The 14,034-nt window shown below is 59.3% G+C and carries 13 protein-coding genes; 7 read left to right on the plus strand and 6 right to left on the minus strand.

Features of this window, described 5'->3' with window-relative positions; translation table 11 throughout:
* Positions 1–69 precede the first annotated feature (69 nt).
* The 5 genes from GBM95_RS08620 to GBM95_RS08640 all read right to left on the minus strand — a co-directional run bounded on the left by GBM95_RS08620 (position 70) and on the right by GBM95_RS08640 (position 5,019).
* Positions 70–645, minus strand: a complete 576-nt coding sequence (locus GBM95_RS08620; protein ID WP_226963243.1) for a PhzF family phenazine biosynthesis protein — start codon at positions 643–645, stop codon at positions 70–72.
* Positions 642–1,307, minus strand: coding sequence for an amino acid ABC transporter permease (locus GBM95_RS08625; RefSeq protein ID WP_152158725.1), 666 nt, complete (start codon positions 1,305–1,307; stop codon positions 642–644). The genes GBM95_RS08620 and GBM95_RS08625 overlap by 4 nt, the downstream gene beginning before the upstream one ends.
* A gap of 119 nt (positions 1,308–1,426) precedes the next feature.
* Entirely contained in the window at positions 1,427–2,239 is an 813-nt protein-coding gene (locus GBM95_RS08630) for an amino acid ABC transporter substrate-binding protein (protein ID WP_152158726.1), read from the minus strand.
* A 99-nt stretch (positions 2,240–2,338) separates the two neighbouring features.
* Positions 2,339–3,481 (minus strand): trans-sulfuration enzyme family protein, encoded by a 1,143-nt coding sequence (locus tag GBM95_RS08635; RefSeq protein WP_152158727.1) that lies wholly within the window; start codon positions 3,479–3,481, stop codon positions 2,339–2,341.
* 638 nt (positions 3,482–4,119) lie between these two features.
* A complete protein-coding gene (locus tag GBM95_RS08640; RefSeq protein WP_152158728.1) occupies positions 4,120–5,019 on the minus strand; it encodes a metal ABC transporter solute-binding protein, Zn/Mn family in 900 nt (299 codons plus the stop codon).
* A gap of 107 nt (positions 5,020–5,126) precedes the next feature.
* Between GBM95_RS08640 and GBM95_RS08645 the strand changes: the two genes are divergently transcribed.
* The 4 genes from GBM95_RS08645 (at position 5,127) to GBM95_RS08660 (ending at position 8,203) form a co-directional block, all read left to right on the plus strand.
* Positions 5,127–5,822 (plus strand): metal ABC transporter ATP-binding protein, encoded by a 696-nt coding sequence (locus GBM95_RS08645; protein ID WP_226963244.1) that lies wholly within the window; start codon positions 5,127–5,129, stop codon positions 5,820–5,822.
* A gap of 2 nt (positions 5,823–5,824) precedes the next feature.
* Positions 5,825–6,634, plus strand: a complete 810-nt coding sequence (locus GBM95_RS08650) for a metal ABC transporter permease (RefSeq protein ID WP_152158729.1) — start codon at positions 5,825–5,827, stop codon at positions 6,632–6,634.
* A gap of 71 nt (positions 6,635–6,705) precedes the next feature.
* Positions 6,706–7,170 carry a Fur family transcriptional regulator gene (locus GBM95_RS08655; RefSeq protein WP_152158730.1) on the plus strand — a complete coding sequence of 155 codons (465 nt, stop codon included), beginning with the start codon at positions 6,706–6,708 and terminating at the stop codon, positions 7,168–7,170.
* Between the two features lie 118 nt (positions 7,171–7,288).
* Positions 7,289–8,203 carry a radical SAM protein gene (locus GBM95_RS08660; protein WP_152158731.1) on the plus strand — a complete coding sequence of 305 codons (915 nt, stop codon included), beginning with the start codon at positions 7,289–7,291 and terminating at the stop codon, positions 8,201–8,203.
* Between the two features lie 111 nt (positions 8,204–8,314).
* On the opposite strand, the gene GBM95_RS08665 is transcribed toward GBM95_RS08660, so the two are convergent.
* Positions 8,315–9,745 carry a C69 family dipeptidase gene (locus GBM95_RS08665; protein WP_152158732.1) on the minus strand — a complete coding sequence of 477 codons (1,431 nt, stop codon included), beginning with the start codon at positions 9,743–9,745 and terminating at the stop codon, positions 8,315–8,317.
* Between the two features lie 225 nt (positions 9,746–9,970).
* Here GBM95_RS08665 and GBM95_RS08670 point away from each other — a divergent pair, with 225 nt between their 5' ends.
* The 3 genes from GBM95_RS08670 to GBM95_RS08680 all read left to right on the plus strand — a co-directional run bounded on the left by GBM95_RS08670 (position 9,971) and on the right by GBM95_RS08680 (position 13,900).
* On the plus strand, positions 9,971–11,875 hold the full coding sequence (locus GBM95_RS08670) for an NAD(+) synthase (RefSeq protein WP_152158733.1): 1,905 nt from the start codon (positions 9,971–9,973) through the stop codon (positions 11,873–11,875).
* Positions 11,876–12,141: 266 nt separating this feature from the next.
* The gene (dcuC, locus tag GBM95_RS08675) at positions 12,142–13,533 is read left to right on the plus strand and encodes a C4-dicarboxylate transporter DcuC (protein WP_152158734.1); all 1,392 of its coding nucleotides are present in this window, start codon (positions 12,142–12,144) and stop codon (positions 13,531–13,533) included.
* A gap of 118 nt (positions 13,534–13,651) precedes the next feature.
* The gene (locus GBM95_RS08680) at positions 13,652–13,900 is read left to right on the plus strand and encodes a hypothetical protein (RefSeq protein WP_152158735.1); all 249 of its coding nucleotides are present in this window, start codon (positions 13,652–13,654) and stop codon (positions 13,898–13,900) included.
* Positions 13,901–14,034: the final 134 nt, after the last annotated feature.

The raw sequence follows: 14,034 nt of genomic DNA on the forward strand, positions 1-14,034 counted from the left end.
AAGAAAAAGCAAGTGGGTTTCAATGAAATCTTTAAAGGATTTCAACTACTTGCTTTCTCTCGACCGTCGTTATACCAAGACCGAGAGCGAGATTTTCCGGTCGTAGGCGGGGAAGTTCATTTCGTAGAAATCTTCCCTGCGGACAACCGTCAGATCTCCGCTCATGGTGGAGAAGGTGATGCGCTTCCGGTCCTGCTCGTAAAAGTTGAAGAGCACATAGGCGGTTCCCAGGGTGGCATGGCCGCAGAGGTCGATCTCGCCGCCGGGAGTAAACCAGCGCAGGGCGTATTTTTCTCCGGCCTTGACTGTAAACGCAGTCTCAGACAGATTGTTTTCTCTGGCTATGCTGAGCATCAGCTCGTCCGGAAGCCGCTTCTCCAGAACGCAGACGGCAGCGGGATTGCCATGGAAAACTTTGTCGGTAAAGGCATCAACAACATACTGCTTCACTTTCAGTCGACTTCTCTTTTCGGTCCTGATAAGCCCGGCACGCCAGGCAATGACGATGAATGCTACATCGATTCTCAGGCTGTGAACTGCCGGGAACAAGCTCTCTATTGGACCCTGCGAAGAATGGCGGAACAGGCGGCATTCGTTGAAAATGAATCCCTGCTGAGGCAGAGGAAATGCCTCTGCAGAGATCAATAGCCGCATCTGCTGAGGCGCTTTTCGCCGATCGCCTGAAGGCGCGTCAGCACCGTTGAAAAGAGGAGATATATCGCCGCCGCTTCCAGGTAGAGCCAGAAAGGCTCATAGGTGCGCGCGGCGATCCGCTGCGCGCTCATGAACATTTCGAAAACCGTGATGGAGGAAGCGAGCGACGTGCTCTTCACGAGCGAGATGAATTCGTTGAAAAGCGGCGGATAGGCGATCCGGATCGCCTGCGGGAGGACGATGAACCGCATGATCTGAAGGTAATTCATGCCCATGGAGGCGCCGGCGTCAAACTGTCCTTTGGGGACTGCCGCTATGGCGCCGCGAATCGCTTCCGAAGCGTAGGCGCCTACGTTGAGCGAAAAGGCAATGATCGCCGAAGGAAAGGCTTCGAGCGTAATGCCGATGCTCGGGAGCCCGTAGAAGATGACGAAAAGCTGCACGAGAAGCGGCGTGCCGCGAAAGATCCAGACATAGAGGCGCGCGAAGGTCGCGAGCACGGGCACATTCTTCGTCCGCACGATCGCAAGGAAAAGCGCGATCGCCAGACCGAAGGCGAAGGAGATGAGCGTGAGCGGGATGGTAGCGGTGATGCCGGGGATAATGAGCTGCGTGAATGAATCCTCAAGGATTCCGATGATGCGGTCGTTCATGGCGGATTTCCCGGCATCCTGGCCGGATTGAATGAAGTCGGAGCAAGAAAAAGCGTTCTTCCGGGAGGATTTGCTCCTCCCGGGGAAGCGGGCTCAGTCTGAGACTGAAGCGAGAGGCATCAATCCTTCGTCACGTCGGTGCGGAGGTATTTGAGGGAGATCCTTGAAAGCGTTCCGTCGGCCCTGAGCTCCTCGAGCGCCTTGGCGATTGCGGCCTTGAATCCGGGATTGCCTTTGCGGAAGGGAATCGCAATGCCGTTTCCTGAACGCGTGCGCTCGACGATCTCAATCGGCGCATCAGGCTTCTGACTCAGAAAGTCGAGCGTCGATACTTCCGAATTGATCGTTGCATCGGCGCGCCCCGAGGCGACGAGCTGGACGGACTGCGAAAAATCCTGAACGCTCACGATTTCAGCGCCCGCCCTGCGGGCCTGGTCTGCCCAGTCGGAGGTGACGGTCTGCGCGGCGCGCTTCGCCCTGAGGTCCCTGAGGCTGCGGATTTCCTTGTTTCCCTTCTTCACGATGACGGCGCCCGTGACGTAAAGGTAAGGCTCTGAAAAATCGTATTTTTCCTTGCGTTCAGGGGTGGCTGCGACCTGGTTCACGATGATGTCGAAGCGGTTCGCGTCGATCCCGGCAATCATCGAATCCCAGGCGGTTTCGATGAAGCGCGGTTTGACGCCGAGCTTCTTTGCTACGGCTTCTGCGATCTCAACGTCAAAGCCCGTGAGCGTTCCCTTTTCATCATGGTAGGTGTAGGGCGGGTAGGTGCCTTCGGTGCCGATGCGGATTTCGCCCGCGGCCTGGATTCTCTGGAGAAGATCCCCGTCGGCGGCATGCGCCGGCGCAAGCGGAAGTCCGAGCGCGGCGAAGGTGGTCGTGAAGAGGGCGGCGGAAAGGAACGTGCGGCGAATGGATGAAAAGATGGCCATGATGGATGTCCTTGAGAATTGGGGACCGGAAGCCCGGGCGCGAGCGTCAATAGAAAGAAATGGAATGCCCGGGCCTCCGGAAAAGCGGATGGACTTGAATCAGCGCTTCGCTGCCGCGAAAGCGTCTTCAAGGTCCTTAATGAGGTCCTCGGGGTCTTCAATGCCGACGGCGACCCGCAGAAGGTTCCGGGTGATGCCGAGCTTCTGCTGGAGCTCGGGCGAATAGGATTCGTGCGTCATCGTGGCCGGGCGGCAGATGAGGGATTCAACGCCCCCTAAGCTCACCGCAAAGGCGAAGATCCGAAGCGACTTCACAAAACGGTCGAGGTCGTATTCGGACTCATTGAAGCGGAAGGAAAGAACGCCGCCGCTGCCGCTTGCCTGCTTTGCCTGAATGTCACGGCCCGGATGATCCCTGCGTCCCGGATAGAAGACCTTTTCTGCGCCCGGGTGCGACGAGAGGAATTCCGCCACGCGCTCAGCATTGCGGTTGTGCTGATCCATGCGAAGCGGAAGCGTGCGGATGCCGCGGGAAACGAGGAAGCTGTCGAGCGGGTCGAGAATGCCGCCGAGCGCTTTGCTGTAGATCCTCAGGCGCTCATAGAGCGTGTCGTCGTTGAGAACCACGAAGCCCGCGAGGAGGTCCGAATGGCCGGCGTAGTACTTGGTGGCCGAATAGACGACGATGTCGGCGCCGAGGTCGAGCGGCTTCTGAAGGTAGGACGTGAGGAAGGTGTTGTCGACGACGGTGAGAATGCCGCGGGCCTTTGCGGCGGCGGCAACCCGGCGGATGTCCATTACGGTCAGAAGCGGGTTCGTCGGACTTTCGATGAAGGCAAGGCGCGTATTGGCCGGTGCTTTCGAGAAGTCGTAGGTGTTGAAGTCGTCCACCACCTCGAATTCGATTCCGCGCTTCGCGAAGAGCTGGGTCGTAAAGAGCCACGTGCCGCCGTAGACGTCGCTCGAGATGAGAACGCGGTCGCCTTCTTCGAGGAGCTCGAAGACGAGGGCATTCGCGGCCATGCCGGAACTCGTCGCAAAGGCGTGCTTCGCGCCCTCGAGGTCTGCGACGAGCTTTTCTACGGAAGCGCGGGTAGGGTTGGCGCTTCTCGAGTAGCCGTAGGCCTGAAAGTGCTCGGAATCGGGCTGGATGAAGGTCGAGGAGAGATAGAGCGGATACGTGACCGCCTGGTGAGATTCATCCTTCAAACCGCCGTGAACGGCAAGCGTTGCGTATTTCATTTGAAATCCTTAGGTATTTTGTGAAAGAAGTACGTTTTTTCAGGGTGCAAAAAAGGCCGCAGGAAGAATTGATTCTTCGCTTCGGCCTCAATGCGTCGACAGGGCGGGCCCCGATCCGATCAGGAGCCGGGAGTCATCGTCCTCGCATAGGAAGATGAGGCAGCTGCCGGCGCCAGACCGTGAGCCAGAGCATTGAGGCTGGAGGCATGCACATTCGACAGGAAGCCGAAATGCGCGAACGGAGACAACGGAAGGAGGTCATTGAGCGGCCTTTGCGTGCTTGCGGTTGGGTAAGGAACAAAAAAAAGGCGTCCTTTGCGGGGACGCCTTTCAAAAAAACTTTCTGATCTCTCGGGTGCGCGGCTTCAGGCCCTCATGCCGAGGGGAATGCGCAGGGAGACCGGGCAGGCGTCGCGGCGGCTCTGGAGGCACATGGTGCACATCAGACACATGACGCACATCGTTGCGAACGCAGAGACCATCATGACGTTTCCTTCCCAAAAAAGTTGACCAAGCATTGCCGGCGCGGTGAAGCATCCGGCGAGTTAGGGTTAGTCTCTACCTTCTTGCGTTGACTGTCAATAGTACTTATTGCTTAGCGGAAAGAAAGCCGGGTAATGCATTAACGATCCCGCAATTCATTCGTCGAGCGCGGATTCGATTTTTTCGAGATTGCTCCTCATGCGCTCCAGGTAGTTCTTTCCGTCTTCGGCGGATTCCATGGTATAGATCGTTTCCACGCGGGCGCCCGCCTCTTGGGCGAGCGTTTTTGAAACTGCGGGGCTCAGGAGTTTCTCGGCGAAAACCGTTCTGACGCCGGCTTTCTTCAGCTCGATTGCAAGCTCTGCGAGCCGCTTCGGCGTGGGTTCTCCCTCTGCGAAAACGCCTTCCACGCTCTTCTGCTCAAGATTGAAGTCCCGGCAGAGATAAGCAAAAGCGGCGTGGCCGGTGACGAAGAAGCGCCGTTTGACATTCCTGAAGCGCGCCGAATACTGAGTTTTAAGAACGTGAAGCTTTCCCTTAAAAAGCGTGAACTGCATTCGGTACGCTTCGGCATTCTTCGGGTCCGCCTTCGCGAGCGCTTCGGCAATGTTCCTCGCTTCGATCTCTGCGCCCGAGAGGGAGAGCCAGAGGTGCGGGTCATCCGCGCCGTGTTCGGCAATTTCATCGGGATCTGAATTTTTGACGGGCACCGCTCCCTCAGAGGCGGTCACGAGCATCAGGCGCGGATTTTCAGCAGCAGCTGCGATTTTCTTTGCCCAGGGCTCCATTCCGAAGCCGTTCACAACGAGGACGCTCGCCGCTCTGAGAAGCTGAGTCGTCTTCACGGTCGGCGTGAAGTCGTGCGGCTCCGCTCCCGGCGGAATGAGGGTCTCCACCCGGACCAGACTGCCGCCCACGGCCTTTACGAGTTCGGCCATGGCGTCAAAGCTCGCAGCGACCAGAATCGGCCGCTCTGCTTCTGCACGTGCCGGAAGCGCGGCAGTCAGCGCGAGCGCGCAGACTGCCCCCATTTCCACGAATTTTCTCCTCTGCATTTTGAACTCCTTAAAATGAAATTGGAATCCATTCCCAATTTGATCGGCGACGCGTATACTACGCCTCCCATCGGATTCTTTTCAAGGGGACGGAGGAAGCGTCTGAAATGTCCGGGATGATTTCCATTTCGCATCTCTATTTTTCGTACACCGGAGGCGCGCCCTACCTGCTGAGGGATCTTTCCTTCAATATCGAGGAGGGCAGCTACGCCTCCATCATCGGCATGAACGGCGCGGGAAAAACAACGCTCATGCGCCTAGTTCTCGGTTTTTTGTCCCCATCTTCCGGCTGGATCAGGGTGGCGACGAAGGAGATCGGCTATGTGCCGCAGACGGATCCGACCTCCATGGCCGGGTTCCCTATCACGGTGGAGGAGCTCCTTTTCTCATTTGCCTCAGCAAAAGGAATGCCCGGGAGCGATCGGGACGAAGCCGTAGAGGACGTGCTCGAAGCTGTCGGCATGGCCGGAATGAAGCGCTCCCTTTTCCCGAGTCTTTCGGGAGGCGAGCGCCAGCGCGTGCTGCTGGCAAGAGCGCTTCTGGGCGAGAACCGCCTTCTCATTCTTGATGAGCCTTCGACCGGAGTGGATCTCCGGAGCCAGCGGGAGCTTTATGCGCTTCTGAAAAGCCTGAACCGGCAGAGGGGGATCACGATCGTCGCGGTGGAGCACAACCTCGCTGAGGCCGTCGCCTCGAGCACGGAGCTCATTCACCTCATGGACGGCCGCGCGCACATCTGTTCGCCGGCTGCCTATCAGGAGGAAGAGAAGAAGGAACTGGTACCGGATCGCAATGAAGGCTGATCATGCTTGAACTTTTTCAATTCGGATTCATGCAGCGCGCTGCGGCGGCCATTCTCTGCATGGCCGTGCTCTGTCCCGTGATCGGGATTTTCTTTGTTCTGAGGCGCACCTCGATGATCGGCGACACGCTCGCCCACTCCTCGCTCGCGGGCGTCGCCGCTTCGCTCGTTTTCGGCGCCAATCCGCTTGCGGGCGCCTTTCTCTTCACCGCGCTCTGCGGCGTGCTGATTGAAGCCATGAGAAATCTCTTTCGCGAGCGCACGGACCTGATTCTCACGGTCGTGCTCGCGCTCGCCGTCGGCACGGCGGTGACGCTCATTACTTCGGGAGCCGTTCAGGGGAGAGCGGAAAACTTTCTCTTCGGGAGCGTTCTCACCGTCACCGACGACGAAATCCTCATGATCGGGAGCATTACGGCGCTTGCGCTCCTTTATCTTTCGCTCTCCATCAACGAACTCATCACCATTTCCTTTGATGAGGATTCGGCGAGGATTGCCGGCATCCATGTCGTCTTTCACCGGTATGCATTTGCTTTTCTCACGGCCGCCGCCGTTGCCGCCGCCATCCCCATCGCCGGCGTGCTGGTGCTCTCTTCGATGATCGCGATTCCGGTAGCCACGGCGCTCCAGCTCAAGGTCGGCTTTCGCGCGACCTTCTGGAGCGCCATCGGAATCAGTCTCTTTGATGCAGCGGCGGGCCTCGTGCTTTCAGTGGTCGTCAATGCGGCGCCGGGCGGTCTTACGGCACTGGTTTCTGTTGCGGTGCTCGCGCTCGCGACGCTCCTGATGCGCGTCATCCCGGTTCTGCGGTGATGAGAGTGCTCCGGGCGCGCGTATCATTAAAGCTTCTTGAAGGAGACGGAAGAGAGCAGGAGATTCTGGCTATGCCCGTTCGATATTCGACGCGCCAGCGTGCAGCAGTCCTCGCTGCACTGCAGGCGAATGCCGGCAAGTACATGGGCGCCGAAGAGGTGGTGGAGGCGATTCGACAGGGCGGGGCGGCTGTCGGCCGCACAACGGTCTATCGGACGCTTGAAACGCTCACCCGGGAAGGCGTTGTGCGGCGTTTCGTTCTGGACAAGCGGACGCCCGCTCAATACGAGTATCTCAATGACCCGGGCGCGGCCGAGTACCACGTTCAGTGCCGCAGCTGCGGCAAGCTCTTTCATCTTCGCTGTTCGGAGATCGACCGCATGACGGCTTCGCTCTCGAATCATCTCCTTGAGGACCACGGCGTGGAGCTCGATCTCCAGAGTTCCGTCATTCAGGGGTTCTGCAGCGACTGCAGAGCGAAAGGTCAGGCCGCGGCATCAACGTCTTCCTCCGGCGTAAACTCCTCTCCTTCCTGACCGGATGCCTTTGAGGGCGCCCGAGCGACGGCGCCCTGCGTCCGGACATCCGGGTTTTCGTTTTGCTTGAAGGAGAGCCGGGCATTCTGCTTCCCGGAGCTCGATTTTCTCAACCGTCATGATCTGCAATCTCTGCCCAAGGCGCTGCAATGCCGACCGTTCCTCGGCAGCCGGCCTGAAGCGCAGCATCTGCCGCGCGAGCGACGATATTGAAATAGCCCTCGTGAGCCTTCACGCCTGGGAGGAGCCCTGCATTTCCGGGAAAACGGGTGCGGGCACGATCTTCTTCTCCCACTGCAATCTGCGCTGCTGCTTCTGTCAGAACTACGAAATCAGCGCGGGCGGGAAGGGGCTCCGCGTGTCGACGGAGCGGCTCTCGGACATTTTCCTTGAGGAGGCCGGGAGAGGCGCCGCCTGCATCGAGCTCGTGACGCCCGGCCACTACACGCGGCAGATAGTTGAGGCGCTCGAATCCGCGAAGGCGCGCGGCCTCGACCTCCCCGTCGTCTGGAATTCAAACGGGTATGAGCTTGAGGAGTCCCTCAGAATGCTCGACGGCCTCATCGACATCTTCATCCCGGACCTCAAGTATTTCGACAGCCGTCTCGGGGAAAAGTATTCGGGCGTCCCGCACTACTTCGAATACGCTTCAAAAGCGATCGAAACGATGTGCAGCATGACGGGTCCGGCCGTCATCGGCGAGGACGGCCTCATGAAGCGCGGCATGATCGTGCGGCACCTGGTGCTTCCCTGGCAGTGGCGCGACAGCTGCAAGTGCCTCTCGTGGCTCCATGACCGATTCGGCGACGACATCTACATTTCCGTCATGAATCAGTACATGCCGATCTTCAAGGCCTGCCGGCATCCGGAAATCAACCGTCCGCTCACGACCCTCGAGTACCAGAAGGTCATCCGGCACGCCGAAGAGATCGGCATCACGAAGGGCTTCATGCAGATCGGGAAGACGAACGAGGAGAAGTTCATCCCGCACTTCAACGGCGACCATGTGCTACCGGAAGTGATGCCCGGGTAAGGAAAAGCGGGATGAAAAAGGCGCCTGATCCCGAAGATGGGGAAAGGCGCCCGAAATGCTTTTCGTGAGCCAGGGCTTTCAGTCGCCCGGGCTCCCGGATTGAACCTTCGATCAGTCCTTGTTCTTGCGGTTCTTCGCGGGAACAACGGCTTCGATGTCGACGGTGCGGATCACGAAGAGCTTCTCAAGAAGCTTTTCCGCCGTGCGTTCGGCTTCGGCGATGAGGCCGAGGTTGAAGGCCTCGAGTTCGGCGAGCGCCTTCGCGCGGTCGACTTCATAGAGCTCGAGCACCTTCGCTTCCATAGCTTCCTGACGGACCTTCGCATCGGCCTCAAAGTCGGCCCAGGTCTTCTTCACGATCGGGGCGAGCTTCGGGTAGTCCGTCATGGCGAGCGTCTGCACGCGGCGGAACTTCCAGTAGGCGGAATCCGCCTCGCCCTGGTCGGTGCCCTTCGTCCACGATTCGGGCGAGCGAGAAAGACCGGCATAGAAGGGAAGGAAGACGGAGAGATCGGCCATGCCCATGGCGACGTAGATCACTTCGCCCAGTTCCTTCGGAAGCCACGGACGGACCTGAAGAACATGCGCTTCGTACGTGCGGAAGACGCTGATCGGGCGCCAGGGTTCGTCGCCGCGGAGCCCCTTCGAATAGGGGTCGTGTTCGGTGCCTTCAAAGTGGTCGCGCATCATGGCCTTCGCATCCTCAACCGTCACCTTCTTTTCCGGGACGAGGTAGACCGGGAACGTGCGGCCCGCCTGCGGGTCCTGAACAAGCGAGGGGTTGAAGTACTTCTGCATCACCCAGACGCGCGGGTCGTTGTAGATGCGGTCGCGGTCGTCGTCGCGCGTATAGGCCTTCGAGAAGTTGAAGGCGCCGTCCTTTTCAGGGTTGTAGAGGCCCTTTTCGATCGCGAACTGAACAAGGGTCTTCGAGGCCATCATGTCGGACGACTCGGGGTCGTAGTCCTGGAAGCGCCCCTGGTTGCCGGAAGCAAAGTACTTCTCAGCGGGCGTTCTCTGGGCGAGCCATTGGTGGCCCGAACCCGTTTCGAGATACCAGACTTCGGACTGGTCGACGAAGGCGACGCCGAAGCCTTCGCCGGCGCCCTTTTCCTCAATGATGGCGCCGAGCGTCATGGCGCCTTCGCGGGCCGTGCGGCAGCGCGAGAGGAGCACGTCGGCGATGTCGTCCTCGGTAATGCCCGTTTCCTTCACGTAGGGGTCGACCGCAAGGGCGGCTTCGCTCGCAAAGATCGATTCCGTGCCCGTGAGGCCGAGGCCCGCTTCATTGAAGCCCGCGGCGCCGTGAAGCTGCGTCTTCCAGAAGGGAATCGTCGTGAAGGCGAGGGAGTTTTCAGGGAGCGGATACGTAAAATCGTTCACGCCGCCGTGGGCCTTCGTGCTGTAGATGCCCTTCTGGCCCTGGCGGGCAGGGTGGTGTACGAAATGCTGCGCTTTGATGGCGGCGCTGTCGGCGCTGCGCGCAACGATGAAGGAACCGTCGACAGTGGCTTTTTCACCGGCGATGAGACTCGTGCACATGTATCTATTTCCCTTGTTTTTGAGAGAGGCCGCGGCCGGGAAGATCCGGCTTATACGGCCCCGGATAAGAATAGGGTGAAGTGTATAGAGGAACAGTCCGGGAGAGTATTCAGAAAAGCGCGGAGACCCGTCTTCCGCACCGACTAAAATTGCAACCATTATTGGCTTCAAAACGCGGGCGCCTTCGTTCGGATCGGACGCCCGGCGACCAGAGGAAAGGGAATCATGCGCATCGGCTCCAATTCGACCGGCTTCGTGAGGCTCGGAGCGGCTTCCTTCAGAACGCACCAGGGCGAACCCCTCGCCAACGCCCGCGAAATCGAAAAGGTTCTTGAGGATGCCGGCCGCTCGAAGACAGACCTTCTGGTCCTTCCGGAACTCGCGCTCACGGGCTACACCTGCGGGGATCTCTTCCTTCGCGCGGGTCTTCTCGGCAAAGTGAATGAAGCGCTCGGTCTTGTCCTTGAAGCTTCCCGCAGGACGCCTGAAATGGTGGTCCTTCTCGGGCTCCCCTTGCTTTCCGACGGCCTACTATTCAACGCCGCGCTCTTTCTTCAGAACGGACGCCCGCTTGCCGCGGTGCCGAAGAGCTTTCTCCCCAACTATCAGGAGTTTTACGAGGCGCGTTGGTTCTCCCCTGCGGCCGATGCGCTTTCGGATTCGGTTGAAGTCGCCGGCATGCGGATTCCCTTCGGCACCGACATCATCGTCGAGTCGGAGAGCGGCATCCGGGCGGCAGCCGAAGTCTGCGAAGACCTCTGGGTGGGCGTTCCGCCGGGTGCACGGCACGCTGCCGCGGGCGCGAACGTCATCGCGAATCTCTCCGCCTCGAACGAGACCACGGGAAAGGCGCGCTTCCGGCGCGACCTCGTCCGCATGACGAGCGCCCGGGAAATCGCCGCCATGGTCTATGCGTCTTCGGGAGAAGGAGAATCCACGACGGATTTGGTCTTCAGCGGCCACAAGCTCATTGCCGCGGGCGGGCGCATCGCTTCCGAATCCATCTGGAAGAGCGGCATTGTCTCGGCAGAGGTCGACCTCGAGCGGATCGAGCTCGAGCGGGTGCGCTTTCGCACGATGAAGGAAGGGCTCCCGAAGGAAGCGCTCAACTACCGACGCGTCGCAGCAGACCCCACATATGCCGCGAAAGCTCCGCTCTGGCCCGCAGCGGTTGACCCCATGCCCTTCGTGCCAAAGGGAGAAGAGCGCCGGAATGAACGCTGCCGGGAAATTCTGGGCCTTCAGGCTGCAGGCCTCGCCGAACGGCTCGTGAAGACCGGCATTCACCGCGCCGTGATCGGGATTTCCGGGGGGCTCGACAGCACGCTCGCGCTTCTTGTCGCTGCGGAGGCCTTCGACCGGCTCGGCCGCCCGAGATCCGACATTCTCGGCATCTCCATGCCGGGGTTCGGCACCTCTGAAGGCACGAAGGAAAGCGCAAGGCGCCTCATGGAGGCGCTCGGCATTGAAAGCCGCACGATCGACATTCGTCCGGCCTGCCGGCAGCACTTCGCCGACATCGGCCACCCGGAAGACAAGTACGACGTGGTCTTTGAAAATGCGCAGGCGCGGGAGCGCACGCAGATTCTGATGGACGTTGCCAATGCGGAATCGGGCCTTGTGGTGGGCACGTCCGACATGAGCGAGCTCGCCCTCGGCTGGGCGACCTTCAACGGCGACCACATGTCGATGTATGCCGTGAACGCGGGCGTTCCGAAGACGCTCGTGAAGCACCTCGTCGTCACGGAGGGAGATATGCGCCCGGAACTCCGGGATGTTCTTCAGACCATTGCCGAAACCGAAATCAGCCCCGAGCTCCTGCCCCCTGATGCGGCCGGCCGCATTCAGTCGACCGAGTCGACGATCGGATCCTATGCGCTTCACGATTTCTTCCTCTTTCACCTGATGCGCTCTGGGTTTGCAAGGGAAAAGATCGTCGCGCTCGCGAAAATCGCCTTCAGCGGCACTTCGGCAGAAGAAATCGACCGTACGGCAGAGACTTTCTTCAGGCGCTTTTACGCGCAGCAGTACAAGCGGAGCTCGATGCCCGACGGCCCTAAGATCGGTTCGGTTGCGCTCTCGCCCCGCGGCGACCTGAGGCTCCCGTCGGACCTCGGGCGCATCGAGTAGAAGATCGGCAGCGTCGCTCCCAAGCGGTTTTTCATTGTTGCCTGGGAAAGATTGCCTGCCGATTCATAGATGCATTAATAACTAATACGATTGATAAAAATGCATTTGCAGATAAATGCTATGTATACGTATTTTTTGGTCATTCATTGACATGGACTGCGTCGTGTAAAGCTTGAGGATGAGTAGAATTTACGTATTGTCACAAACGGTCTGAAAGACATTTTGAGACACTCACCCAACAGAACCCACAACATAAGGAACAACGCATGCTGGGCATTTTTCTGGTTGTCGCGAGCGTCATACTGGCGGCGTATCTCGTCATCAAGCGCTACTACGCGCCCTGGGCGCTGCTCATGGTCGGCCTTCTTCTTCTGATCTGCGTTTCGATCATTTCCGGGACGCCCCTCGTTACCGGGAAGAAGGCGACCCACAGCGCGGTCTTCGACATCGTTCAGGTCTTCACGAACCTTCTGCAGAGCCGCACGGCCGGCATCGGCATGAACATCATCTGCGTGGGCGGCTTTGCGTACTACATGGACAAGATCGGCGCGACGAAGGCGCTCGTCAACATCTGCATCAAGCCCCTTTCCTACATTCATGCGCCCTACGTCCTGCTCGGCGTCGCGTATCTTGTGGGCCAGCTTCTTAATGTCTTCATCCCGTCTGCCGTCGGCCTCGGCATGCTCCTCATGGTGACGATCTATCCGCTTCTCGTTGCGGTGGGCGTGTCGCGCCTTTCGGCCGCTGCCGTTGTTGCTACGGCAAGCTGCCTCGACCTCGGCCCCGCCTCGGGGAATTCGCTCCTTGCGGCGGAAATCTCGAATCTCCACGTGATGGAATTCTTTATTGAGAATCAGCTCCCCGTCGGCATCATCACGGCCGCGGTTATTGCGGTCGGCCACGTGGTTCTCGGCAAGTTCTTCGACAAGCGCGATCTCGCGAGCGGGCGGCTCACTCAGGACGACTTCAAGCTTCGGACCGAAGTCAAGAAGGAAGGCGCTGCCGCGCAGCCCGATGCCCCGATTTACTATGCGATCCTTCCGATTCTCCCGGTCGTTCTTCTTTTCGTCTTCTCGAAGCTCGTCTATGCCGGCATTCGTCTTGAAGTCGTGACGGCCATCCTCTCCTGCGCGCTCGTCGCCTTTGTGGTTGATCTCCTGACGGTGAGGAACCTGCGCGAATGCACGGACCGCACGAAGGCGATGTTCAACGGCATGGGAAAGATCTTTTCCTCGACCGTTCTTCTCATCGTCTGCGCGGAAGTCTTCGCCGAAGGCTTGAAGCGCTCGGGCGGCATCGACACGATTCTCCAGAGCGTTGCGCAGATGCAGGGCGCGGGCGGCGTCACGATGCTCCTTGCCATGTTCCTTATCATGACGCTCGCAGCGTTTGTGACAGGTTCGGGCAACGCGGCCTTCTTTGCCTTTTCGCCGCTCCTGCCGCAGGCTGCGCAGTCGGTCGCCTGGAGCACGGTGACGATGGCGGTTCCCGTTCAGCTCGCGAGCGGCATCGCCCGCTCGATGTCCCCGATCGCCGGTGTCGTCATGGCGGTGTCGGGCATTGCTGAGGTTTCGCCCTTCGAGCTTGTCCGAAGGACGATACCCGTCATGCTCCTCGCGCTCATTGTCACTTTCCTCGCGTCGGTTGTCATTCTCTAAGAAGACTATGACGGGCTGAGATCGCCTGGGGCTCCTCCGGCATCTCGCGATGAATGTAAGCGGCCGGTTCCATGGTTTAGAGTGGGATCGGCCGTTTGTTTTTGGAGCGAAGGTAGAAATGAATCAGCAGTCGGGCAGCAAGCACGTTTCCGGTCGTCAGGGTTTGAGCGGGAACACTCAGCCGAAGAGCGCTTCGAAGGAGCAGGCGTCTGACCGCCATGCCCATCCAAGCCGACCGGAGGCTGCGGCACCGTGCGATGGGATAAGGCCCGAGAAGATGTCCTTTGGCGAGTTTCTCCTCTCCATGCCGAAGGACGATCAGGGATTCGAGCGCATCACGCTGAAGGTTAAGGAAATCGAATGGTGATCGGGGAACGAAAGTCAAAGGCCTGGCCGGGAAGTTCGGTGAATGTCAAGTGAGCTTTCGCCGATTTTGTTCTTAAAAAGTAGGTTGTAGTCTGAGCTCAGTGAGGGCTTTGCCCTCTCCGCCTTCGGCGGATT

Source organism: Sutterella seckii, from assembly GCF_009183815.1.
Taxonomy (GTDB): Bacteria; Pseudomonadota; Gammaproteobacteria; order Burkholderiales; family Burkholderiaceae_F; genus Sutterella; species Sutterella seckii.